General features: G+C 72.0%; 22 protein-coding genes and 1 tRNA gene. 14 read left to right on the forward strand and 9 right to left on the reverse strand.

Going from position 1 to position 23,266, the window contains the following annotated elements; all coding sequences use genetic code 11:
• Nucleotides 1-132: 132 nt before the first annotated feature.
• Nucleotides 133-525, forward strand: coding sequence for an SH3 domain-containing protein (locus tag ABH940_RS15260; RefSeq protein ID WP_370068153.1), 393 nt, complete (start codon nucleotides 133-135; stop codon nucleotides 523-525).
• Between the two features lie 98 nt (nucleotides 526-623).
• Here the strand turns inward: ABH940_RS15260 and ABH940_RS15265 are convergent, their stop codons facing one another.
• Entirely contained in the window at nucleotides 624-1,280 is a 657-nt protein-coding gene (locus ABH940_RS15265) for a TetR/AcrR family transcriptional regulator (protein ID WP_370068155.1), read from the reverse strand.
• An 80-nt stretch (nucleotides 1,281-1,360) separates the two neighbouring features.
• On the opposite strand from ABH940_RS15265, the gene ABH940_RS15270 reads away from it, so the two are divergent.
• The 3 genes from ABH940_RS15270 (at nucleotide 1,361) to ABH940_RS15280 (ending at nucleotide 4,057) form a co-directional block, all read left to right on the forward strand.
• Nucleotides 1,361-2,965: an FAD-binding oxidoreductase gene (locus ABH940_RS15270; RefSeq protein WP_370068157.1), complete on the forward strand. Its 1,605-nt coding sequence runs from the start codon at nucleotides 1,361-1,363 to the stop codon at nucleotides 2,963-2,965.
• A 91-nt stretch (nucleotides 2,966-3,056) separates the two neighbouring features.
• On the forward strand, nucleotides 3,057-3,599 hold the full coding sequence (locus tag ABH940_RS15275; RefSeq protein ID WP_370105464.1) for a GNAT family N-acetyltransferase: 543 nt from the start codon (nucleotides 3,057-3,059) through the stop codon (nucleotides 3,597-3,599).
• Between the two features lie 77 nt (nucleotides 3,600-3,676).
• Complete coding sequence (locus ABH940_RS15280) at nucleotides 3,677-4,057, forward strand: RNA polymerase-binding protein RbpA (protein WP_370068161.1); 381 nt, start codon at nucleotides 3,677-3,679, stop codon at nucleotides 4,055-4,057.
• Between the two features lie 148 nt (nucleotides 4,058-4,205).
• On the opposite strand, the gene ABH940_RS15285 is transcribed toward ABH940_RS15280, so the two are convergent.
• Nucleotides 4,206-5,549: a peptidase S8 gene (locus tag ABH940_RS15285; RefSeq protein ID WP_370068163.1), complete on the reverse strand. Its 1,344-nt coding sequence runs from the start codon at nucleotides 5,547-5,549 to the stop codon at nucleotides 4,206-4,208.
• Nucleotides 5,550-6,242: 693 nt separating this feature from the next.
• Here ABH940_RS15285 and ABH940_RS15290 point away from each other — a divergent pair.
• Together ABH940_RS15290 and ABH940_RS15295 are read left to right on the forward strand one after the other, a co-directional pair.
• Nucleotides 6,243-6,404 (forward strand): hypothetical protein, encoded by a 162-nt coding sequence (locus ABH940_RS15290; protein WP_370068165.1) that lies wholly within the window; start codon nucleotides 6,243-6,245, stop codon nucleotides 6,402-6,404.
• A gap of 2 nt (nucleotides 6,405-6,406) precedes the next feature.
• Complete coding sequence (locus ABH940_RS15295; RefSeq protein ID WP_370068167.1) at nucleotides 6,407-7,045, forward strand: VC0807 family protein; 639 nt, start codon at nucleotides 6,407-6,409, stop codon at nucleotides 7,043-7,045.
• Nucleotides 7,046-7,168: 123 nt separating this feature from the next.
• Here the strand turns inward: ABH940_RS15295 and ABH940_RS15300 are convergent, their stop codons facing one another.
• Nucleotides 7,169-8,230 (reverse strand): LLM class F420-dependent oxidoreductase, encoded by a 1,062-nt coding sequence (locus ABH940_RS15300; RefSeq protein ID WP_370068169.1) that lies wholly within the window; start codon nucleotides 8,228-8,230, stop codon nucleotides 7,169-7,171.
• Between the two features lie 266 nt (nucleotides 8,231-8,496).
• Between ABH940_RS15300 and ABH940_RS15305 the strand changes: the two genes are divergently transcribed.
• Both ABH940_RS15305 and ABH940_RS15310 read left to right on the forward strand, forming a co-directional pair.
• Entirely contained in the window at nucleotides 8,497-9,480 is a 984-nt protein-coding gene (locus ABH940_RS15305) for an aldo/keto reductase (protein WP_370105465.1), read from the forward strand.
• 133 nt (nucleotides 9,481-9,613) lie between these two features.
• Nucleotides 9,614-11,548 carry a helix-hairpin-helix domain-containing protein gene (locus tag ABH940_RS15310; RefSeq protein ID WP_370068173.1) on the forward strand — a complete coding sequence of 645 codons (1,935 nt, stop codon included), beginning with the start codon at nucleotides 9,614-9,616 and terminating at the stop codon, nucleotides 11,546-11,548.
• Nucleotides 11,549-11,625: 77 nt separating this feature from the next.
• Here ABH940_RS15310 and ABH940_RS15315 read toward each other — a convergent pair whose 3' ends face one another.
• Nucleotides 11,626-12,213, reverse strand: coding sequence for a hypothetical protein (locus ABH940_RS15315; RefSeq protein WP_370068175.1), 588 nt, complete (start codon nucleotides 12,211-12,213; stop codon nucleotides 11,626-11,628).
• A gap of 228 nt (nucleotides 12,214-12,441) precedes the next feature.
• Here ABH940_RS15315 and ABH940_RS15320 point away from each other — a divergent pair, with 228 nt between their 5' ends.
• Nucleotides 12,442-12,657: a DUF5703 family protein gene (locus ABH940_RS15320; RefSeq protein WP_370068337.1), complete on the forward strand. Its 216-nt coding sequence runs from the start codon at nucleotides 12,442-12,444 to the stop codon at nucleotides 12,655-12,657.
• Between the two features lie 3 nt (nucleotides 12,658-12,660).
• Here ABH940_RS15320 and ABH940_RS15325 read toward each other — a convergent pair whose 3' ends face one another.
• The 3 genes from ABH940_RS15325 to ABH940_RS15335 all read right to left on the reverse strand — a co-directional run bounded on the left by ABH940_RS15325 (nucleotide 12,661) and on the right by ABH940_RS15335 (nucleotide 15,486).
• Nucleotides 12,661-13,386, reverse strand: a complete 726-nt coding sequence (locus ABH940_RS15325) for a chaplin (protein WP_370068177.1) — start codon at nucleotides 13,384-13,386, stop codon at nucleotides 12,661-12,663.
• 325 nt (nucleotides 13,387-13,711) lie between these two features.
• On the reverse strand, nucleotides 13,712-13,951 hold the full coding sequence (locus tag ABH940_RS15330; RefSeq protein ID WP_370068179.1) for a chaplin: 240 nt from the start codon (nucleotides 13,949-13,951) through the stop codon (nucleotides 13,712-13,714).
• A gap of 194 nt (nucleotides 13,952-14,145) precedes the next feature.
• Complete coding sequence (locus ABH940_RS15335; protein ID WP_370068339.1) at nucleotides 14,146-15,486, reverse strand: M20/M25/M40 family metallo-hydrolase; 1,341 nt, start codon at nucleotides 15,484-15,486, stop codon at nucleotides 14,146-14,148.
• Nucleotides 15,487-15,848: 362 nt separating this feature from the next.
• On the opposite strand from ABH940_RS15335, the gene ABH940_RS15340 reads away from it, so the two are divergent.
• From ABH940_RS15340 to ABH940_RS15360, 5 genes are all read left to right on the forward strand, one after another.
• Nucleotides 15,849-15,931 (forward strand) — tRNA-Leu (locus ABH940_RS15340).
• A 107-nt stretch (nucleotides 15,932-16,038) separates the two neighbouring features.
• Nucleotides 16,039-17,361 (forward strand): YhgE/Pip domain-containing protein, encoded by a 1,323-nt coding sequence (locus ABH940_RS15345; RefSeq protein WP_370105466.1) that lies wholly within the window; start codon nucleotides 16,039-16,041, stop codon nucleotides 17,359-17,361.
• 68 nt (nucleotides 17,362-17,429) lie between these two features.
• On the forward strand, nucleotides 17,430-18,104 hold the full coding sequence (locus tag ABH940_RS15350) for a PhzF family phenazine biosynthesis protein (RefSeq protein ID WP_370105467.1): 675 nt from the start codon (nucleotides 17,430-17,432) through the stop codon (nucleotides 18,102-18,104).
• A gap of 227 nt (nucleotides 18,105-18,331) precedes the next feature.
• Entirely contained in the window at nucleotides 18,332-18,934 is a 603-nt protein-coding gene (locus ABH940_RS15355) for a histidine phosphatase family protein (RefSeq protein ID WP_370105468.1), read from the forward strand.
• A 115-nt stretch (nucleotides 18,935-19,049) separates the two neighbouring features.
• On the forward strand, nucleotides 19,050-21,122 hold the full coding sequence (locus ABH940_RS15360) for an FUSC family protein (protein ID WP_370105469.1): 2,073 nt from the start codon (nucleotides 19,050-19,052) through the stop codon (nucleotides 21,120-21,122).
• A gap of 67 nt (nucleotides 21,123-21,189) precedes the next feature.
• Here the strand turns inward: ABH940_RS15360 and metG are convergent, their stop codons facing one another.
• Both metG and ABH940_RS15370 read right to left on the reverse strand, forming a co-directional pair.
• Nucleotides 21,190-22,731, reverse strand: coding sequence for a methionine--tRNA ligase (gene metG / locus ABH940_RS15365; RefSeq protein WP_370105470.1), 1,542 nt, complete (start codon nucleotides 22,729-22,731; stop codon nucleotides 21,190-21,192).
• A 187-nt stretch (nucleotides 22,732-22,918) separates the two neighbouring features.
• On the reverse strand, nucleotides 22,919-23,152 hold the full coding sequence (locus ABH940_RS15370) for a hypothetical protein (RefSeq protein WP_370068191.1): 234 nt from the start codon (nucleotides 23,150-23,152) through the stop codon (nucleotides 22,919-22,921).
• Nucleotides 23,153-23,266: the final 114 nt, after the last annotated feature.

Raw genomic sequence — 23,266 nt, forward strand, 5'->3', positions numbered from 1 at the left:
CGTGAGCTTCGACCGGTCCGGAACGACGGATTTCGCTCCAGGGCCGTCTTCGAGGGGTGCCCCGCGCCGCCTTCCGGCAGCAGGCCCCCATTCCTCGGCCCGAACTGGGCCGCCTCACCAGGAGATTCGTAGATGCTTCTGCAGTCGACGATTCGCAAGATCGCCTCCGTCACGGCCATCGGCGCGCTCGCCACGCTGGCCGCGGCGGGGACCGCCTCTGCCGCTGCGCCGCAGATGGCTCCGGCCTCGCAGGCCAAGCCCGCCATGGCGATGCACCACCATCACCACCTCTACAAGGGCAGGGTCATCGCCCGCACCGGTCTGCTCATCCGGAGCGGCCCGTCGCAGAGCGCCCGGGTGATCGGCTCGCTCGGCTACGGCCAGACCGTCTGGATCGTGTGCAAGGTCAACGGCCAGTGGATCGACGGCAACCCGCGCTGGTACAAGCTGGCCGACGGTCGGTGGGCGTGGTCCTCCGCGCGCTACATCGTCAACGTCGGCCCTGCGCCGCGCTGGTGCCACTGATCCACAGCACCGCATCACGGCGCAACACCAACGCCGGTCCGCGCCCGGGTCCCCGGGCACGGGCCGGCGTTCGGCGTCGGCCCTGAGACGGCGACAGCTCAGGCGCCGTCGCCGTCACCATCTTCCGGATCGACGAATCGGGTGGCGGCGAAGAGTCGTGCACAGCGTCGCGCCATCGCGTCGGGCGACTCGTCGGGGTGGTTGATCCACCACCGGACCAGGGCAGTGCACAGGCCGCGCCACGCGTACATGAGGGCGTCGGCGTCGAGCGGGTCGCCGGATCCGGCAGCCTGCAGCAGGTCGGCCGAACCGATCGCGGCAAGGCCGTCGATGGCGTCGCGGTAGTGGGCCGCACGTTCGGCGGCCTCGCTTCCGGGCGGCAGCGAGGGATCGTAGAGCACGAACCACGCCCGGCGCTCCCCGTCGAGCGCAGCGAAGAGGGCGCTCAGCACACGCAGGGGCGTGCGCAGGGCTGTGGGCGACGCGTCGGCGCCCGGTTCGGCCATCGCGGCACGGACGGCACCCAACAGCCTGTCGCCCACCGGGTTGAGGCAGGCGAGGTAGAGGTCCTGCTTGCTCCCGAAGTACTGGTGCAGCAGCGGCTTGGTGACCCCGACGCGGGTGGCGATGGCGGCGACGGTGGTTGCCTCGTAACCGTGTCGGCCGAACTCCTCGGTGGCCGCGGCGAGGACCTGTTGTTCGCGCGCGGCCCGCGGCACGCCCTTGGTGCCGGCCCGTGAGGGGAGCGTTGTCATGGATTCGATCTTACCCTAGGGTAACTTTCCGTTGGGTAAGTTCCTCGTATCCCCCGCTGTCCCCCACTGGGAGCACCGTCATGCCTGCAGCCACGCCACGCCCCGGCTCCTCCCGCACGCGCTCCTGGTGGGGCTGGGGCTATGCCGATGCCCATCCCGACGATGCCGAGTGCATGGCGATGGGCTCGCTGCTGCCCGGCAGCCTGACCCGGCCGCTGCCGATACCCCGGGTCGCCGACCTGGACATCACCCGCCCGGCCGTGACGCCCCCGTCCACGCTGGCGCAGCTGGTCACCACAGATCCCGAAGCACGCGCCGCCCACGCCATGGGCAAGGCCTACCGCGACGTCGTCCGCGCCCTGCACGGCAGGCCCGGCCGGATCCCCGACCTCGTCACCCTCCCGGCCTGCGACCAGGACGTGGCCGACCTGCTGGACTGGGCCGGTGACCACGACGTCGCCGTCATTCCCTTCGGCGGCGGCTCCTCGGTGGTGGGCGGCGTGGAGTACCGCGGCGACGCCCACCGCGCCGTGCTGTCGCTCGACCTGACCTCGATGGACCGGGTCCTGGAGATCGACGCCACCAGTCGCTCGGCGCGCATCCAGGCCGGGGCTCTCGGTCCCGTGCTGGAACAGCAGTTGCGGCCCCACGGGCTGACGCTGCGTCACTTTCCGCAGAGCTTCGAGTTCTCCACGCTCGGCGGCTGGCTCGCCACCCGCGCGGGCGGGCACTACGCCACCGGCCACACCCACATCGACGACTTCGTCCAGTCCCTGCGCGTGGTCACGCCCGCAGGCACCAGCACGTCCTGGCGACTGCCCGCGTCCGGCGCCGGACCGTCGCCCGACCGGCTCTTCCTGGGCTCCGAGGGGACGCTCGGAGTCATCACCGAGGCGTGGATGCGCCTGCAGCAGCGGCCCCTCCACAAGGCCTCGACATCGGTCTCGTTCACCGACTTCTCCCGTGCACTGGACGCTGTACGCGCCATCGCCCAGTCAGACCTCACGCCCGCCAACTGCCGTCTGCTCGACCCCGGTGAGGCGCTGCTCTCGGGTGCCGCGAGCGACGGCTCATCCGTTCTGGTCCTGGGCTTCGAGTCCGCCACCGGGCCGGTCGACGACCGCCTCGCGAGCGCCCTGGACATCGCCCGTGCCCACGGAGGCCGCGGCGAGGACCCTTCCACGCACCGCGACGCCCCGGCCGACACGGCCGTGGGCGCCTGGCGTTCGGCGTTCCTGCGCATGCCCTACCTGCGCGACGGACTGGCCCGCGTCGGCGCCGTCGTCGAGACCTTCGAGACCGCCGCCACCTGGGGCGCCGTCCCCGCGCTGATCGACGCGGTCCGCACCGAGGTCGGCGCCGCCGCCCTGAAGGCCACCGGTCACCCCGCGACTATCAACTGCCGCCTCACCCACGTCTATCCGGACGGCGCCGCGCCCTACTTCACCGTGGCCGTCGCCGGACGTCCCGGCGACGAGGTCGCGGTCTGGGACGAGATCAAAGCCGTCGCGACCGAGGTCCTCCACCGCCATCGCGCGACGATCACGCATCACCACGCCGTCGGCCGCGACCACCGCCCGGGCTACGACCTCCAGCGCCCGGCCCCCTTCGCCCTGGCCCTGCAGGCCGCGAAGGACGCGCTGGACCCGCACCACGTCCTCAACCCCGGCGTCCTGATCGGCTGACCGAGACCGGCGCCACGGTTCGGTGGCGGCCCGGCTTCGGGGGGCGTTCGGTAGCCTTGGCGCACCGTCGTACCTCAGGAGCTTCGCCGTCATGGATACCCAGCGAGTCGCGCTTCCGACTTTCCGTACCGCCACAGCTGCGGATGTGCCCTCCCTGGTGGCACTGATCGAGTCGGCCTACCGGGGTGAATCCAGCCGCGCGGGGTGGACCACCGAGGCCGACCTGCTGGAGGGGCAACGGACGGACCCCGAGGGTGTCATGGCGGTCCTCCAAGGCCAGGACAGCCGCATGGTCGTGGTCGAGTCGGACGGCACACTCCTCGCCTGCTGCCAACTGGAGAACCGTCGCGGCCACGCGTACTTCGGGATGTTCGCGGTGCGTCCCGAACTCCAGGGCGGCGGCCTCGGCAAGCAGCTCCTCGCTGAGGCCGAGCGCCTCGCCGGTGGCGAGTGGGGTGCGAAAGAGATGCACCTGACGGTGATCACCGCCCGGGCGGACCTCACCGCCTGGTACGTACGTCGCGGCTACACCCGAACCGGGCAGACGAGTGCCTTTCCCTACGGCGACGAGCGCTTCGGCCTGCCCACGCGCAACGACCTGGAATTCGAGTTGTTGGTGAAGGAACTGCCCTAGAAGACCAGCACGGCAGCGGCTCGGTGGAGAGGGGTGGGGCCGCTGTCCCGGTGAGGGGACGTACGCTGGGCGTCCCCATGCACATCCGAGGCGTGGACATCGTGGCCGAGGAGAGCATCGTGGCACAGGGACGTTCTGGCATCAGGGGTGCGCGGATCGGGTCGGGACCGATGGGGGAACCGGAGCGCGGCGACCTCGCCCCGCGCACGACGGTTTCGTTCTGGTGCGGCAACAGCCACCAGACGCAGCTCAGCTTCGCGATCGAGGCCGTGGTCCCGCAGACGTGGGACTGCCCCAGGTGCGGTCTGCCCGCCGGCCCCGACCCGGACCAGGTGCCCGTCGCCGAGGGCAACGCCCCCTACATGACACACATGGGCTACGTCCGCCAGCGCCGCAGCCAGGAGGACGGCGAGATCCTGCTCAACGAGGCGCTGGCCAAGCTGCGCGGGACCATCTGACCGACTCGGGACGCCGCCGGCCTGCCGGTGCGGTTCGGGCGCGCCCACGCTTGCCCGGGCCCGCCTCGGATCACGACGCGCCTGTGGGGCCGATCGGACGACCGGCCCCACAGGGGATTGCTGGACTACTGGGCTGACGCCAGGAGACCTAGTGGGCCGCGCGGTCCAGGCCCGCGCTGCTGCCGCTGCCCGCGGTGAAGGCGGTCAGGCCGTTCGGGGTGCCGAGACCGGTCGGACCGTCATAGCCGGTGCCCGCGGTGCACAGGTAGGTCGGGGTGCAGCCCGAGCCGCTGTTGCTGCCGGTGGTCACGTCGTTGAGCGCCGAGGTGTTCTTGTACGGGTACTGGGCCGGGTTGTCGTTCGCACCCGGGGTGCCCGCGTCGGCGTAGACCGAGGCGATGATCGGCGAGGACGCGCTGGTCCCACCGACGACCTGCCAGCCGTTGGACTGGTAGCTGTCGTAGACGGCGACACCGGTGGCCGGGTCGGCGACGGCGGAGACGTCGGCGACGGTGCGGTTGGAGCAGCCGCTGTCGGTCTGCCAGGTCGGCTTGGGCTCGTACGCGGAGCAGCCGGAGCCGGTGCCCTCGGTCGAGTTGGTGTACCAGACGGACTCGGACCAGCCGCGCGTGCTGGAGTCCTTGGTCAGCGAGGTGCCGCCGACCGCGGTGACGTCGGGGGACGCCGCCGGGTACTCGACGCCGTAGGCGCTGTCACCGGCCGAGGCGGTGATGACGACACCGGGGTGGTTGTAGTAGCTGCTGTCGGTCTGCGTGTCGGAGGAGTCCTCCGAGCCGCCGTAGCTGTTGGAGACGTACTTGGCCCCCATCTTGACCGCCTCGTTGACGGCGGTGCCCAGGTCGGAGGTGTTGGCGCTGGTCGCCTCGACGAGCAGGATGTGCGCGTTCGGCGCGATCGCGGAGACCATGTCCAGGTCGAGGGATATCTCCCCGGCCCAACCGGCGTCGGCGGTCGGGTAGTTGGTGCCGCCGCTCTCGTCGACCTTCTGGAAGCAGCCGTTGGCCGTGGTGCAGGCGGGCAGCCCGTACTGGGTGCGGTAACTGCCCAGGTCCGCCTCGGCGTTGGGGTCGTCCTGCGCGTCGACGATGGCGATGGTGGCGCCCGCGCCGCCGTTGGCGGGGATGTTGTAGGCGCCCAGCAGGTCGCTCGGACCGAAGCCGTCAGGGGTCGCGGCGTTGCTGTCGGCGTGCAGCGCCAGCGCGTGCGGCTCCGTCACGTCCGTCCGGACCAGGGCGAAGCAGGAGGCCTGGTGCGCCTTCGGGGCAGCGCACTCGTGCCGGTAGTGCGCCGTCGAGTGACCGTGGCCGGCCTGGGCCGACGCGGCGATCGGCGCCGCAATCGGCGCGGCGTTCGGCGCAGTGGTCGCAGCCTGGGCGATGGGACTGGCGGCCAGGCCCGCCACGGCTATGCCGAGGGAGACCATCCCGGTCAGGACCTTACGGGGCCGACCAGCGTGGATGGGGTTGCGCATGGGGGGAGCTTCCTCTCATGTCACGTGACGCCAGCACGCGGTTTCCCCAGGCCGGCAGACATGGCAGGAGCCAAGCGCCGACGCAGCGGAAGCAGCTGACGTCGTGTCACCACATTGAGTGGTGAGAGCGGCGGTTGGCACGAGAGTGAACCAGGGTTGTCGGAGACGGGTCAAGGCATGACACCCAGAAAGCTCTCAGTTTCTTCTCAGTGATCTGTGAGCTATGTCTCAACAGGGCGATTTGTGACGCACCGTTGGGGCGCAAACGCAGGCAGCAATCTCGGATGATTGCTCATCAAATCGGCATATGTCCGATCCTCTGGGGGAGCTGTGCGCCCAGCCCGGACCGTACGGGAGACGCGTCGTCAGCGCCTGCTGCGCTCCGCATCCGAAACGGCACCGCGTTCTGGCGTCGCGTCAGAGCGACAGAGGCCCGAGCAGGGGCGCAGCACCAGCGCCCTCGAAGCCACGACCCCCGGTCGAACTCAGGCCGACCCGGACTGCCCCACGGCCTCAACCGCCGCGCGGAGCGCAGTGATCCGCCGCCCCCGCTACCACTGCCAGGGTTCAGCCACGGCGAGGTCAGGCCGCCGCCCGCGCCCCTGCGCGGCTGCGGGCCTCCCGGCGTACGATCCCAGACCCCGGCGGCGTTCCAGTCCCGCAGGCGCTGCCAGAGCGGCGTCGGCGGTTCCCGTGGAGATGACCACCGAGCGGCTGGATTCCGCTATCCGCTGGATGCTGTCGAACACCCCTGCCGCGTTGGACGGGCATCAGGTTCTGCCGGACGACGTGCGGACCGAGCGGCGGGCGGCAGCGGGGTCGTCGCCGAAGCCGACGGTCAGCTGGCCGGTCTGAGCTTGGGCATCGGCCTGCCGCTGGCCGGTTACTACACACTCCACGCCCTCGGCGCCTCCGACTGGGCCGCGCTGCTCGCAGCCACGGCCGCCACAGGGGCACGGCTCGTGGCCGTGGGCGCCTGGACCCGACGGGTGTCCTGGTTCGCCGCAGTCATGCTCGCAGTGTTCGGCGTCGGCCTCGCCCTGGCCTTCGTCGGCGGCGACCCACGGTTCCTGCTGCTCAAGGACTCCTTCAGCACCGCCGCGCTCGCCCTGGTGTTCCTGGCCAGCCTGCTCGGCGACACCCCACTGACGCTCGTCGGCGCGCAGAACTGGAAACCCCACCAGGCCCAGGCCCTCCGCCACCTCTACGCCGGCGAACCCACGGCCCGCCGCGCCTTCCGCACCAGCGCCCTCGGCTGGGGCCTGGGGCTGCTCGCCGAGTCCGCGCTCCGGGTACCCCTCGTCTACGCGCTGCCCGTGCCGGTCGCCGTCGGAGCCTCCACCGCGTGGATGATCACGGCGCTCTGCGCGATCGCGGTCTGGAACGCCGTCTACATCACCCGCGCCGCCCGCCGCACCCCCGCCCTGTCTGTGCTCCTTCCCGGTGGCGGAGCGCAGCCTGATCCCGATTCACCCACTCCCGACCGCTTTCGTTAGTCGAGTAAGTGCGGTCGCCGTGCTGCGAGGGGCGAGGAGAATCGGCACGCCGACCGCGTCGCCCGGGTGGCCCCGTCTCGCACAGCCGCCCTCCATGTCCGGCACGAGCTCGCCGACCGCTGCTCAGGCCAGCCCGGCCTGCTCCAGCGCCTCAACCGCCGTGCGCAGCGCGGTGATCCGCTCGTCGAGCGAGAACCCTCCCGGGGAGAGGTTCAGCGTGGTGACGCCCGCGTCCGCGTAGGCGCGGAGGCGGTCGGCGATGCGGTCGCGGGTGCCGACGAGGGTGGTGGAGTCGATGAGTTGCTGCGGAACTGCGGCCGCCGCAGCCGCCTTGTCGCCGGAGAGGTAGAGCTTCTGGATCTCGTCCGCCGCCGCCTCGTAGCCCATGCGGCAGGCGATGCGGTTGTAGAAGTTCTGCTCCTTGCTGCCCATGCCGCCCACGTACAGCGCGGTGTAGTGGCGGAAGATGTCCGCCGCCGCGGCCAGGTCCGCCTCGCTGTCGCTCGCGGCGACGGCGATCGGGACGTTCGGGGCGACGTCGAAGCCGTCCAGCGTCAGGCCCGCCTTCTCGCGGCCGGCGCGCACGGAGGCGAGCGAGAGCTCGGCCTGCTCCGGGGCGAAGAAGATACCGAGCCAGCCGTCGGCGATCTCGCCGGTCAGCTCCAGGTTCTTCGGGCCGATGGCCGCGATGTAGAGCGGGATCCGCTCGCGCACCGGGTGGATGGTCAGCTTGAGCGCCTTGCCGGGTCCGCCGGGCAGCGGCAGCGTCCAGTTGGCGCCGTCGTGGGCGACGCGCTCGCGGGACATGGCCTTGCGGATGATCTCGACGTACTCGCGGGTGCGGGCCAGCGGCTTGTCGAACTTGACGCCGTACCAGCCCTCGGAGACCTGCGGGCCGGAGACGCCGAGCCCGAGCCGGAACCGGCCGCCGGAGAGCGTGTCCAGGGTGGCCGCGGTCATCGCCGTCATCGTGGGCGTACGGGCCGGGATCTGGAAGATCGCGGAGCCGACGTCGATCCGCTCGGTCTTGGCCGCGACATAGGCCAGCACGGTCGCCGCGTCCGAGCCGTAGGCCTCGGCCGCCCAGCAGACCGAATACCCGAGGCGGTCCGCCTCCTGAGCGACGGCGATGTTGTCGGCGTCGTTGCCGAGCCCCCAGTAGCCGAGGTTGATCCCGAGTCGCACGCTGCTGCCTCCTTGCCGGCGGGTCTCCGTGGTTCCGGGGCTGTCCCCTGATCCCCAGCGGAGCGTCTGCGCCGACTCTAGCCCCCGCGTCCGCGCGCGGCTACCGGCCAGTAGCACGGGTCTCCGGCCAGGACACGCCTCCGTTCGGGTGGCAGCCGATGCCCTCGGCACGCAGAGGTTCCGCGTAGGCTCACCCCGCCAGCTCCCCGCCGGCTTGCCGCCAGCTCCCCGCTAGCTCCCTGCCTGTCACCGGAAGGCTCCCACCCGTGCTGCAGCGTCATCTGGGCCGCACCGGCCTGCGCGTGTCCCGTCTGGGCCTCGGCACCATGACGTGGGGCCGGGACGTCGACGAGCACGACGCCGCCGACCAGCTCAAGGTCTTCCTGGACGCGGGCGGCTCCCTGGTCGACACGGCGGACGTCTACGCGGACGGCGGCGCGGAGTACCTCCTCTCCCAGCTGATCGGCGCTCTGGTCCCGCGCAGCGAGCTGGTCATCGCCACCAAGGCGGGCAGCGTCCCCGACCGCGACCGCCGTTTCGACGGCTCGCGCGGCCATCTGCTCGGCGCGCTCGACGCCTCGCTGGCCCGGCTCGGCGTCGACTACGTCGACCTGTGGCAGGTCCACGCGTTCGACCCCGACACCCCGATGGAGGAGACGCTCCAGGCGCTCGACCTCGCCGTCACCAGCGGCCGGGCCCGCTACGTCGGCGTCAGCAACTACTGCGGCTGGCAGCTGGCCAAGGCCTCCACCTGGCAGCGGGCGGTCCCGGGCCGGGTCCCGCTGGCGGGAACGCAGATGGAGTACTCGCTGCTGCAGCGCGGGATAGAGCGCGAGGTCCTGCCGGCCGCGCTGGACGCGGGCATCGGCCTGCTGGCCTCGTCGCCGCTCGGCCGCGGGGTCCTGACGGGCAAGTACCGGCACGGCACCCCGCCGGACTCGCGCGGCGCGTCACCGACGTTCGGCGCCTTCGTCCACCCGTACCTGGACGAACGCGGTCGCCGCATCGTCGACGCGGTCGCCACGGCGGCCGACGGGCTCGCGACCACACCCCTGCAGGTGGCGCTGGCCTGGATCCGCGACCGCGAGGGGGTGACCGCGCCGGTCCTGGGCGCGCGCACGGCCACGCAGTTGCAGGCGGCGCTGCAAGTGGAGTCGCTGACACTCCCGACGGAGATCCGCAACGCGCTGGACGACATCTCGGCGCCGGTGCACGTCTATCCGGACCAGAACTGGACGGCGTTGTACTGAGTCGTGCCGGTCGGTGTACTGCCCGACGCACTGGTCCGGACGGTCCGGCTGTGGTTCGGATTCCGGATTTGTCAGTGCCGGCCGCTAGCGTTCTTGGCGTCAGAGATGCACGCATTCCGAAGGGCCGCGACCGATGAGTGACACCGCGAACGCCACAGACGCTGCGACAGCCACGGACGCCGTGACCGCACAGCTCGCCGAGGCGATCCGCGCTGCCGACGGCCAGGCGCAGGACGTCGGCGCCCAGGCACGGGACGCCGTCGCGGACGCCGCGGCGGTGCTCGGCGAGGCGGGGGCGCCCGCGCAGCTCGCCCCGGCGGTGGTGGGCGCGCTCGGCGAACGCGCCGCCGACACGCTGCGGGAGGACCCGTGGGCCGTGCTGGCCGTGCCCGGCGTGCTGCCCGCCAACGCGGACGAGTTCGCGCGCGGCCTGCTCGGCGCCGAGGCCTCGCCGGGGGACGAGCGGCGGGCCAACGCCCTGGTGCAGTGGCTGCTGGAGCGCGCGTCCCTGCACGGCCACACGGCCGTCGAGCTCGGCGAGATCCGGCGCGGGCTGGCGGACCACGGGGTGCCGACCCCGGACGAGGCCCTGGCCGCAGTGCTGACGGAGGGTCGGGTGATGGCCTTCCAGGAGGAGGGCGACGACGAGGACGAGTCCGAGGAGGCCGCCGCCGGGCAGGTCCTGCTCGCGCTGGACCGGCTCGCGCTGGCCGAGGAGAGCCTCGCCGACGGCCTGGTCCGACTGAGCTCCACCTTCCCCGGCCGTGACGCGGCCCCTGGCGGGCCCGAGGCGGCAGGCGAGGTCGAGGCTGAGCTCGACGACGACTCCGTGCAGGCAAAGGCGACCGAGGACGGCGAGGAGACAGAGGAGGCCGAGGCAGCAGAACCCGCCGAAGCGGCCACCGTCCGCCCGAGCTGGGACGAGGTGATCGACGCCGCGCCCAACTCCTCTGCCGCCGCGCTGATCCGCGCTGTCGCCGACTCCGCTTTGGTGCTGCACACAGGCGGCGAGACCGCCCGTTCCGAGCCCGTCGCGCTGCTCCAGGCCGCACGGCGGCTCGGGCTGCGGGCCGCGCTGACCGGCGCCCACACCGACAGTGCCCGGCGGCTCGGCCCCGACGCCGCACCGCTCGGCACACTCCTGGCCTCCGGCGAGCGTGACGTGGACGGGACGCTGGCGCTCGACCTGCTGATCGTCTGTGACGCGCCGGCACTCGACGCCGAGTTGGCCGCCACGGTGGCGGAGTCGCTGGCGGACGGTGCGCGTCTGGTGCTGAGCGGCGACCCGGGTGACCTCTGGTCGGCGGGGCCCGGCCGGGTCTTCGCGGATCTGCTGGCGGCCAAGCCCGCGCCGGTCGTCGCCTCCCGGCAGCCGGACTTCGGGCCGATCGGCGAGCTGGTCTCGGGCATCGGCATCGGCGAGTTCGAGCCGGTCGCGGCCCCCGAGAAGGAGGTCGTCATGGTTCAGGCCGGCGACGCCGCCGAGGCCGTGCACCGCGCGGTCCAGCTCGTCGGCGACTCGATCCCCCGTGCGCTGGGCATCCCGTCCGAGCAGGTCCGCGTCCTGGTCCCCGCCCACGCGGGCCCGGCCGGGACGCGTGCCGTCAACGCGGCGCTCAAGCAGCGGCTCAACCCGGGTCCGGGCCAGTTCGGCGGCTTCGACGCGGGCGACGCGGTCGTCCGGGTGCCCGCGCCCGGCGTCCTCCACGAGGGCGTGGTGCGGGGAGCAGTGCCGGAGGGGCTGGAGATCGCCTTCTCCTCCCCAGCGGCCGACGCCTCGCCCGCCGGGACGGCCGTCGTCCCGCGCGAGCAGCTCGGCGAGCTGCGGCACGGTTGGGCGCTGACGGCCCATCAGGCGGCCGGTAGGCGCTGGCCCGGCGTGGTGGTCGTGGTGCCGCCCGAGGCGGGGCCGGAGCTGAGCCGCCAGTGGCTCTACTCCGCCTGCGGTCGCGCCGAGCGCCACCTCTCACTGATCAACGCCCTGGGCCCGGCCCTTCCGCAGACGGTGGCGACCCATGCGGCCCGCCCCCGCACCACCCGCCTGCGAACGATCATCGGAGGCGAGTAGCACGCCGCCGACCCCAGGCATACAGCCGTGCCCGGCTCAGCCGGGTAAGGCCGCCGGGTAGAGCTGCCGGGTAAGGCTCAGCTGGGGTCGAGGGCCTCGTCGAGCTCGTCCTCGTACTCCTCGATCACGTCGAACCGGGCGATCAGCAGCTCCGGTTCGGCGGTGTCGAAGGGCTCGGCGAGCCACTCGCCAGGCTCGCTCGGATCGGCGGCCAGCAGCCAAAGAGTCGAGTCGCCCTCCTCCAGGCCGAAGTCGGCGGCGTGACGGGCGACCCGGTCCGGCTCGAAGTCGCTGAAGAGGGTCCGCAGCGCCCCCGTGACCGTCGGGGCGCCGACGGCCTCGCGGAGGGCCCCCGGGTCGGTCACGGTGTAATCCCGGCGGATCAGCACGCTGACCGCCTCAGGTTCGATGCCGTCCGGCAGACCGCTGCCGTCCGGATGGGGCACCTCGAAGGGAGTGAACTCGTCGTAGACCTCGTCGAGCAGTTCGTCGTAGGCGTCCGCCGCGAGAGCCAGGGCCTCATAGGCGTCGGCGACCGCCGGATCGCCCTGGCCGGCTCTCGTCTCGACGGCGAGCAAATGCGCGTCGATCGCGGCCTTGACCGCATCCGCCGCGGTGCGGACCCGGGCGATCTGTTCTTCGGAGGGACGCACGACATCAGACATGACCCGCACGCTATCCGTTCCCGGGCAGCCCGCGCATCGGAGTTGTCCGCCTCGTTGGAAAACGATCACGAATCGGTCGCCCTGGGTGTGCCCCGGGTTGCCGGTCTTCCACTCTGGGCAGCCTTTTGAGAACCTGGCCCGGCCCGGTCGTAGGCTTGCCTGTGTTCGTCCGCGGGAGGAAGAGTCTTGACCCCACCCACACCATCCACCGGTAAACCGCCGCAGAAGATCGTCCGCCAGCCCGAGTACGAGTTCCGCTCGCTGGTGCTGCCCCGTACCGTCAGCCGCAACGAGGCCCGGGCCCTGCTCACCGAGCAGGCGGAGTACGGCCATTGGGAGCTGGACCGACTCCGCCTCTTCCCGGACGGGCGGCGCAAGATCACGCTCAGACGGCGCATCATCCGTCAGGTGCGCAGCCCGCTGAGTTCCTACCTGGAAGGCTGACGCCTACCGGGAGGGCTGACGGCGCGCCTTGCGGTAGATCACCGCACCGCCCGCCGCCAGCAGTACTCCGCCACCGGCCAGCAGCAGCGCGTCGCCGCCGCCACCGGTCTCGGCGAGCACCTCACCGGCGGGCGGCGGCGGGCTGATCCGGTGACCGGACGGCGCGGCGGTCGTCCCGCTGTTGGGCGGCGGGGGCTGCTCGCCACCCGTGCTGCCGCCCCCGGCCGGGGAGCTGCAGGCGCAGCTCGGCGACGACGTCGGAACCCCGCCGCCACCCCTGTTGTCCCCGCCCGTGGCGGAACTGTGGTTGCCGCAGTCGTTGCCGTAGGCCGGGTTGCCCGCCCCCGGGGCGTTGACGGTGTTGCCGCAGAGGTTGAGCGGAATGCTGACCGGCACCTGCACCGAGTTGCCCGAGCCGACGCCGGGCGAGCCGTGCGCTCCGCCCTTGGCCGTGCTCCCGCCGCCGGTGGTGCCGCCACCGTCGTCCCCGCCCTCGCGGACGCTGCGGACGGAGTCGTTGGCGCAGTGGTTGCCGTAGGCCGGGTTGAGCAGTCCGACCACGTTCACCGTGTTGCCGCAGGCGTTCACCGGCACGGAGACGGGAACCTGGACGGTGTTGCCGGAGAGCGCGCCCGGTGAGTCGCTGGAGGCGCCCGTGGCGCCCGTGTCGGCGAAGGCGTACCCCGCCGCATAACCCGCAGTGGAAGCCAACACGCTCCCGGTCGCCATGACCGTGAGCAAACCGCGTTTGGCAGCTTGTCGCATGGTTGTGCCCTGCCCTCAGTCCTTCGGGCGACCCGTGGGCCGCCCGGTTGTTGCTGGAATGCCCGAATGCGAAGGTCGCGCACAGGGCGCGTGCACCAGGCCTGTTCCCCCGTACCTCTCACAACGACAGGACGCACCCCGGGGCACGGTTAACACCGCAGGGAAAATGCAGCGGCCCCAGGAGGAAAATCCTCCAGGGGCCGCGCGACGGTCGATCGGTCGCTCAATCGGGCGCGCAATCAGACATTCAATCGACCGGGTCGGTCTTCCGGATTCTCCCGAAACCGGCTCAGTTGTTCTCGCAGTGGTTGCCGAACGCCGGGTTGAGCAGACCGATGACGCTGATGGTGTTGCCGCAGACGTTCACCGGCACGGAGACGGGAACCTGGACGAAGTTGCCGGACAGCACACCCGGGGAGCCCCAGGCCGCACCCTCGGCGGTGGCGGAGTGCGCACTGGCCACACCCGCGCCCGCGAGGGCCAGACCACCAGCGGTGGCGACGACGACGGCGATCTTCTTGACCTGCATGGTCTCTCCTTGCTCCATGGGAACAGCCCGTTCGGTGGGCTGCATATGAGTGAACGAGACTGCGGCAAATGGGGTACGTAACCCCGGCAACGATCACCCATTGGAGTGAGGACACCCGCACGCCTATACGAAAATCCCGCATTATCAGACCGGCTCAGTGGTGAGCCGGCCGAATCAGCTCAGCACTGCCGTATTCAGCACTGGTCGATGAAGCGATCCAGCACCCGGACCCCGAACTTCAGACTGTCGACCGGAACCCGCTCGTCCACTCCGTGGAACATTCCGGCGAAATCCAGTTCCGGAGGCAGCCGCAGCGGCGCGAAACCGAAGCAGCGGATTCCGAGTTCGCTGAAGGACTTCGCATCCGTCCCGCCGGAGAGGGTGTAGGGCACGGCGCGCGCGATCGGGTCCTCGGCGACCAGGGCCGACTGCATCGCCGCCACCAGCGGACCGTCGAAGTCGGTCTCCACGGCCTTGTCGTGGTGGACCGCCTCACGGCGGACGCGCGGGCCGAGGACGCTGTCCAGCTCGGTCAGGAACTCCTCCTCGTAGCCGGGCAGGAAGCGCCCGTCCACGTGTGCGGTGGCCTGACCGGGGATGACGTTCACCTTGTAGCCGGCGCCGAGCATGGTCGGCTGGGCGGTGTTGCGCAGCGTCGCGCCGATCAGCTTGGCGATGCCGCCCAGCCGCTCCAGCGTGGTGTCCATGTCCTCCGGGTCGAGCTCGACGCCGAGCGCGTCGGAGAGCTCGTCCAGGAAGTGCCGCACCGACTTGGTGATGCGGACCGGGAACTTGTGCCGACCGAGCCGGGCCACCGCCTCGCACAGCTCGGTGATGGCGTTGTCCTTGTTGGTCATCGAGCCGTGACCGGCGGTGCCGTCCACGGTGAGCCGCATCCAGTGCATGCCCTTCTCAGCGGTCTCCACCAGGTAGAGGCGCAGGTTCTCGTTGACCGTGAAGGAGAAGCCGCCGACCTCGCCGATGGCCTCGTTCACCCCGTCGAACAGGCCCGGGTGGTGGTCGACCAGGTGGTGCGCCCCATAGACGCCGCCCGCCTCCTCGTCCGCGAGGAACGCGAGCACGATGTCGCGCGGCGGCTTCCGGCCGCTGCGCAGCCGGTCGCGGACGACGGCCAGCGTCATCGCGTCCATGTCCTTCATGTCGACCGCGCCGCGTCCCCAGACCATGCCGTCCGCGATCTCGCCCGCGAACGGGTGGTGGGTCCAGTCGTCGGCGTTGGCGGGGACGACGTCCGTGTGCCCGTGGATCAGCAGCGCCGGACGGGACGGGTCCTCGCCCGCGATCCGGGCGATGGTGCTGGCCCGGCCCCGCTCCGACTCGATGATCTGCGGCTCCAGGCCGAACTCGGCCAGCTTCTCGGCGACGTACTCGGCAGCGGCGCGCTCGCCGGGGCCGGAGCCGTCACCGTAGTTGCTGGTGTCGATCCGGATCAGGTCCCGGCACAGCTCGGCGACCTCCGCCTCGCCGAAGCCCTCGCCCTGGCCACCGCCGAGCCGCTCGCCCGCCCCGCTCACCGCGCTGGTTCCACCCACTGTCTCGCTCACGCTACTCAGCCTCTCTCCGCGTCGATGCCGCACCGCGCCTCCGGAGTTCCGGGGTTTCCGGAGTCCCGGGGATCCGGTGCGGATGCTGCCCATCCTCTCCCGCCGCGCGCCCCCGCCCAAGCCCGCCGCGTCCGCAGTCCGGCACCGGGCCCGCCGGGGGACGTCGTCGAGCCACTCGCCTGATCCCCGTCACCTCGCCGTCGCATCGCCGTCGCATCCCCGCAGGTCGCGCCCGTGATGACCGCCCGGGAACGCATTTCGGAACGGCCGCTGATCTTTGCTATGGTTATCCCCGTCAGCGAGGCCGCAGGGCCGCAAAGACAGACTCCGATGCGCGGGTGGCGGAATGGCAGACGCGCTAGCTTGAGGTGCTAGTGCCCTTCGGGGCGTGGGGGTTCAAGTCCCCCCTCGCGCACGCATCGGGTCGGGCCCGTGATCATCGATCACGGGCCCGATCGTTTTGCCCGGGCTGTCCGTGTCGTGCCCGGGCGAGCCCCTCACGGCGATCTAGCGTGGGGCACCATGGCCTCCCCGATCACGCCGCGCGGTCGTGCCACCCAGCGGCAGGCGCGCGTCGCCGTGCTGCTGCGCCGGCCGAAGCTGTGGCTGGTTCCGTCCGTCCTCGCCTCGCTGGTCGCCGTGGGGCTGTCGCTCCTCTACATGGGCGGCATCCTCGACCCGAACGGCAGCCTGCACCGGCTCCCGGTCGCCGTCGTCGACGCCGACACCGGGGCACCGCTGCCCGGCCAGCGGCAGAACCTGGGCACCCAGGTCACGCAGGCGGTCGTCGCCGCCTCTCCGGTCGGCGCGGTCGACTGGAAGCAGGTGGACCAGGCGCAGGCACAGGACCTGCTGGCATCCGGCAAGGTCTACGGCGCGCTGGTGATCCCGGCCGACTTCACCGCCTCCGTCGGGGCGCTGACGACGGCGCATGCGACGACGCGGCCGACGATCGCCGTGCTGACCAACCCGGGTGTGGGCAGCCTGGGCTCCTCACTGGCGTCCCAGATCAACCAGAACGCGGCCCACCAGGCCTCGTTGACCATCGGCAAGGAGCTCACCGCCTCCCCCGCGACCGCGAGCGTCGACGCGACCACCCGCCTGCTGCTGACCGACCCGGTCGCGGTCACCACCCAGGTCGGCCACCCGATCGGGCAGCACAGCGGACTGGGACTGACCGCGTTCTACTACACGCTGCTGTTGGTGCTCAGCGGCTTCGTCGGCGGCAACCTGATCCACAACGGCGTCGACACCGCGCTCGGCTACGCGGACAGCGAGATCGGCCCGTGGCACACCCGCCGTCCGACCGTCCCGATCAACCGGACGCGGACGCTGGTGCTGAAGATGTGGATGACCGCCGGGATCTCGGTACTCACCACGACGATGGTGATGGTGGCCTGCATCGCCGTACTCGGGATGGACGCGACGCACATCCCGCTGCTCTGGATCTTCTCGTACTGCGCCTGCCTCGCGGTCGGGCTCGGCGTGCAGGCGATCAACGCGGCCTTCGGCGGGATCGGGCAACTGGTGTCGATGTTCGTCTTCATCGCGCTGTCGCTGCCCTCGTCCGGGGCGACCGTGCCGCTGGAGGCGACGCCCCCCTTCTACCGGTTCCTGGGCGCCTTCGAGCCGATGCGCCAGCTCAGCGCCGGGGTCCGGTCCATCCTCTACTTCGACGCCCGCGCCGACGCGGGCCTGGCCCGGGCCTGGATCATGATCTCGGTCGGTTTCGTCCTGGCCCTGGCCTTCGGCTTCGCGATGACCCGCTACTACGACCGCAAGGGCCTGCACCGCCTCACCCCGCAGCCGGATCCTGCCGAGGAACCGGCACCGGCGCAGACCTGAGCACGGCAGGACACGAGGGCACGGCACCGCACGGCAGGACACGGCAGGACACGGCAGGATTGCCGCCCATGACGAACCTTCATGTCGTACGCGTCTTCTGTGGTCCCGACGGTCACGGCGGCAGCCCGCTCGGGGTGGTACTGGACGGCGCCGCGATCCCCGAGCGGACCGAGCGTCAGCGCGTCGCCGCCAAGCTCGGATTCTCCGAGACCGTCTTCGTCGACGACGCCGCGAGCGGCCGGGCGGACATCTACACGCCCAGCGTGCGGTTGCCGTTCGCCGGGTACCCCCTCGTCGGGACCGGGTGGCTGCTGCGGCAGGAGGGTCTCGGCGGGGAACTGCTGCGTCCCGAGGCCGGAGACGTACCGGCGTGGCAGGACGGGGAGTTCAGCTGGATCTCCGGCCGCGCCGAGTGGGTCTCCGGCAAGCGGACCCAGCAGTACGCGAGCCCGGCGGAGGTCGACGCCCTGGAGGTCCCGCCGCCCGGGAGCGGCTGGCTCTACGCGTGGGCGTGGCAGGACGAGAGCGCCGGGACCGTCCGCGCCCGGGGGTTCCCAGGACGCGGGGACGGCATCGACGAGGACGAGGCGACCGGCGCGGCAGCCGTCGTGCTGACCGGCGAACAGCGCCGGGCGCTGGACATCCGCCAGGGCACGGGCTCCAGGATCCTGACCCGGCCACTCCCCGACGGGTTTATCGCGGTCGACGGCCGGGTCGTGACCCAGGAGCTGCGGTCGCTCTGACGTCTCCGGCCGGCCTGCTCTCCCCCTCGGGGCAGCCCACGCCGCTCAGACCGGTTCTGCGCGGCCACATTCCGCAGGCGACTGCTCACGTCCGGGGACGCCGGGCCAGGTCCGGACGACGCGGCGAGCGACTTACCGCTCCGACCCGCTAGCGTGACGATGAGCGGACGATCCGATCACCCGCGTCCCGAACAGTCCCAAACAGTCTCGAACAGTGGAGAGCGGCGATGAGCGACCTGATCCTGGTACGCCACGGCGAGACCGAGTGGAGTCTGTCGGGCCGGCACACCAGCTGGACCGACCTGCCGCTCACCGCGAACGGTGAGGCCCAGGCCCGCGCGCTGGCGCCGCTGCTGGGCGAGCACAAGATCGCTGTGGCGCTGGTCAGCCCGATGACCCGGGCCCAGGACACGGCCAAGCTGGCGGGACTCGACAACGTGTGCGTCGACCCGGACCTGCACGAGTGGGACTACGGCGCGTACGAGGGCATCACCACCCGCGAGATCCACCGGACCCGTCCGGCGTGGAACCTCTGGACGGACGGCGTGGCTCCCGGCCCCGAGGAGCACCCGGGCGAGACGCCCGAAGAGGTGGGCATCCGCGCCGACCGCGTGATCGCGCGGATCGAGGCGGCACTCGGCAACAGCACCGGCGGCGACGCGGTCCTGGTCGCGCACGCGCACTTCCTGCGGGTGCTGACGGCGCGGCGGCTCGGGCTCCCGCCCGCCGACGGGGCCCTGTTCCAGCTGGCCACGGGCACGATCAGCCGCCTCAGCACCGAGCACGACCGCCCGGTCGTCGCGACCTGGAACGAGCACCCGCGCGGGTAGCGCCACGCGGCCGACGGACCTCGCGTACCTGACGGACGGCCAGGTCAGCGCATGAGCGAACGGGGTCCGTCCGCTACCTGATCAAACTGATCGCACTGCACTAATCTGGCCAGCGATGATCCAGCCACCGCCGCAGCCGGCCACCAGGTCCTCCTGGTACCGCTCGATCAAGTCGACCACCAGGTCCGGGCTCCGCGTCGAGCCGGCGACCAATGCGCCGCTCGCCGCGCTGAGGGGCGCGCTGGGTGTGGCGATCGCGCTCTTCGGCGCGCTCGCGCTGAGCACGCCGGCGATCGCGACCTCGGCCGCGCTCGGCGCGCAGCTGGCCGGGATGGCGACCTTCCAGCGCAGCTACCGCCCGCAGCCGTGGCTGGCGCTGGCGACCGCGCTGGGACTGTCGCTGAGCACGTTCGTCGGCTATGTCGTCTCGCCGTGGCCGCCGCTGTTCCTGGCCGTGCTGGCGCTGTGGGCCTTCGGCGCGGGCATGGCCTGGGTCGGTGGCCAGACCGCGGGCATCCTGGCGTCGATGACGGTCACGGTGATGCTGGTCATCGTCACTCTCCCGACCACGGTCCCCGAGGCCGCGCAGCACGCCGCGGTGATCGCGGGAGGCGGCGCGATCCAGGCGCTGCTGGTGCTGATCTGGCCGGTCAACCGCTGGGGCGCGCACCGCGAGGCGCTGGCCGAGGCCTGCGCCTCCATGGCCGACTACGCCCGGCGGTTGCGGCACGACCCTTTCGCGCCGTTCGACCCGGATCCGCTGATGGTCGCCCGCGACGCCGCCCAGGTGACCCCCGGTCAGGCCCGCAGCCGTCCGTCCGAACTCACTGGCGTCCGCTCGCTGGTGGAACGGATGCGCCCGGCGCTGGCCGCCCTGGCCGACCCCCGCGTCGGCGCCGCCGAGGAGGGCCGCGAACGCGACCGTGCCCGGGAGCTGCTGGCGGCGGCCGCCGAGATCCTCGACATGGCGGCGCGCTCGATCCGCACCGGCCAACCGGCGCCGATCCCCGAACACGCCTACCGCGCCCTGGCCTTGCCGGAGGACGGCCCGGTGCTCGACGGCATCGCCAAGCACACCGCGCTGCGCCTGATCGGCCTGCTGGCCGAGATCCACGACGCCCTGGACGCACAGGACGACGAGGCCCAACCCCGCTACCTGCCCCGCCCGGGACTGCGCGCGCTCGTTCCCCACACCGCCCGGGCGGTCCGCCGCAACTGGACCTGGCGCTCGCCGGTCCTCCGCCACGCGGTGCGCACCGCGGTGGTGGTGACGCTGGCCGAGGGCGTCGGCCGGGTGCTGCCCTTCGGCCACAGCTACTGGGCCGCGATGACCGCGATGATGGTGATGCGTCCGGACTTCTCGCAGACGTACAGCCGCGGCGTGGCCCGACTGGTAGGCACGGTCGTCGGCGTCGGGGTCGCCTCGGCGGTCATGGTCGCGGCCAAGCCCGCCCCCTGGGTCTGCGGCCTGCTCGCCGTCTGCGCGGTCGGCTGCGCGTATCTGACCATGCGCAGCGGTTACATGGCGCTGAGCACGCTGGTCACGATCTACGTCGTCTTCCTGCTGTCGATGGACGGCCTGGTGCTGTCCCACACGGCGGAGGAACGGGTCGGCATGACCCTGGTCGGCGGAGTGCTGGCGCTCGCCGCGTACGCGATCTGGCCCACCTGGCAGACCGTCCGCCTGCCCGACCGCCTCGCCGCGCACATCGCCGCGGCTGGCCGCTACGCGGCGGCGACGCTCGACGCCTACGGCGAGCCGTCGACCGCGTCCCGACGCGCCATGCGCGAGGCCCTCCTCGACCTGCGCGGCGCGCGGGCCGCGATGATAGCGACGGACGCCTCAGCGGCCAACGAGCCGATCCGGCATCGGGGCCTGCGGCCCTCCCAGGTCGCCGACGCGCGGGCGGCGGTCGCCGCGATCAGCCGCGCCGCGATGCTGATCGAGGCCCACGCCCCCACCGCGACCGCGCCCGCACCGGGCGCGGTCGCCTTCGCCACGACGGTGCGCGACGCCCTGACCCGCGCCGCGGACGCGGTCCGAGAGGGCGAACCGGCGGACGTCTCGGGCGTCGAATCCGCGTACACGGACTGGTCCGCGGCACCGGACGGCACCCCACCGGAACTCCTCCGCGACGCGTCGATCCTGACGGAGGCCATCGACGGGCTCCAGGACGCCCTGGGCTGAATTCACCGCCGACAGGGCCAGTTGCACTTTCCTCAGGGCGCCGGGCCCTGGAGAGGCTCCGCGCATCTCACCCACCCAAGCGGGCGAACAACGGTTCGGACTCGGGCAGCCGGCCGTCAACCGGCGTGCACCGCACGACGATCCGGTCCGCCGCGTCCGGCAGGAACGGGCGGAGCTGTTCGCCCACCTCGCGGCAGGCCGCGACCAGCGCGGCCAGCGCCGCGTCCAACCGCGGGTCCGCGGCGCCGCGTTCCGCCTTGGCCAGCTCCCACGGGCGGGTGCGGTCGATGCAGCGGTTGGCCTCCTCGACCAGGGTCCAGACCGCGCCCGCCGCCGCACGGTAGTCGAACGCGTCGAGCGCCGCGTCCACGCGGCCCGCCGCCCGCGCGCAGACCGCGCGCAGTTCGGAGGTCGCGGTGGTGCTCACCGTGGCGGTCGGGACGACGCCGTCCCGGTAGCGATGGACCATGGTGACGACCCGGTGGACCAGGTTGCCGAAGCCTCCGGCGAGGTCCGCGTCCGCGCGGGCGATCAGCCGCTCCTCGGTGAAGTCCGCGTCGCCGACGCGCGGCACCTCGCGCAGCAGCCACCACCGCACCGCGTCCGTCCCGAAGCGGGACACCAGCGCCGCCGGGTCCACCGCGGATGCCGAACCCGCCCCCGAACCCGCCCCCGCCGCCGCGGACTTGCTGATCTTGCGCCCGGACACCGTCAGGTAGTCGTGGACCAACACCCGTGTGGGCAGCGGCAGTCCGGCCGACAGCAGCATCGCGGGCCAGTAGACGGCGTGGAACCGGAGCACGCCCTTGCCGACCAGGTGCACCCGCTCGCCGTCGCCCGCCCACCACGTCCGGTAGGGCTCCGCGTCCGTGTCGCTGCCGCCCAGGCCCAGGCTGGTGACGTAGTTGCCGAGGGCGTCCCACCAGACGTAGACGACCTGCTCCTCGTCCCCGGGGACCGGGATCCCCCAGCCTCGCGCGCGGGCGCGGCTGCGGGAGACGGAGAAGTCACGCAGGCCCGAGTCGATCAGCGCCAGCACCTCGTTGCGGCGCGACTCGGGCTCGATCCGCAGCCGCCCGCTCGTGATCAGTTCACGCAGCTGCTCCTGGTAGCGCGAGAGGCGGAAGAACCAGTTCTCCTCACTGACCTGCTGCGGCTCGGTCCCGTGGTCGGGGCAGCGGCCGTCCTCGGTGAGCTCGGATTCCGCGAAGAAGGCCTCGCAGCCGACACAGTAGAGACCGACATATTCCTTGCGGTAGAAATCCCCGGCCTCGGCACAGCGTCGCCACAGGTATTCGACGCCGATCCGGTGCCTCGGGTCCCGGCTGGTCCGGATGAAATCGTCGAAGGAAAGCGCCAGGGGTGCGGCGAGTTCCGCGAAAGCGGCGGCGTTGCGGTCGACCAGGTCCTGGACGTCGACGCCTTCGTTCTCGGCGGCGAGCACGTTCTTCAGCGAGTTCTCGTCCGTCCCGCTGAGGAAGCGCACCGCGCCGCCGCGCGTGCGGCGGTGTCGGGCCAGCACGTCCGCCTGCACGAGCTCCAGGGCGAAGCCGAGGTGCGGGCGCGCGTTGACGTAGGGGATGGTGGTGGTGACGTAGTAGCTGCTCATCAGGCTCTCCAGCGCTCCGGTTGCTCACCGGGTGTCGGGCGGGAGGGGCCTGCGGCGGACATGCAAGAGGCCCCTGGTGACGGGGCCTCGGTAGCGCGCGTGCGTTCGCGTCTCAGCAGCCCCTGGAGGGGCGCATCATTCGGAAGCAGGGCGCGTCGATCATGGCTGGAGAGTAGCAGAAGCGGTCTCAGAGGTGGCCGCGAATATAGCGGCCCAGCTCGGCGGTCCAGTGCCCGTAGTCCGCGCGCATCGAGGCGTCGCCGCCGCAGATCTTGGCGACCTGGGCGTCGGTGATCCGGTCGGCCCCGTCGGACGCCAGCAGCTGGGCCATCCGGTCCATCGTGTCGGCGAGACGCTCCGCGTCGTGGTGGCTCAGCATGACCAGTCGCTCGGTGCGGCCGATGGTGGTGGAACCCGGCATGGCTGCCTCCTCGGGTCGGTCCCCCACCCACGGTAGGCCTTTTCGGCAGGCGGGCAAGTTGCACTCTCAGGGACGTGGGGCTCTGCCGATCTGCGGCTTCGTCGCGCGGGCAGA

The organism is Streptacidiphilus sp. BW17 (assembly GCF_041262485.1).
Taxonomy (GTDB): Bacteria; Actinomycetota; Actinomycetes; order Streptomycetales; family Streptomycetaceae; genus Streptacidiphilus.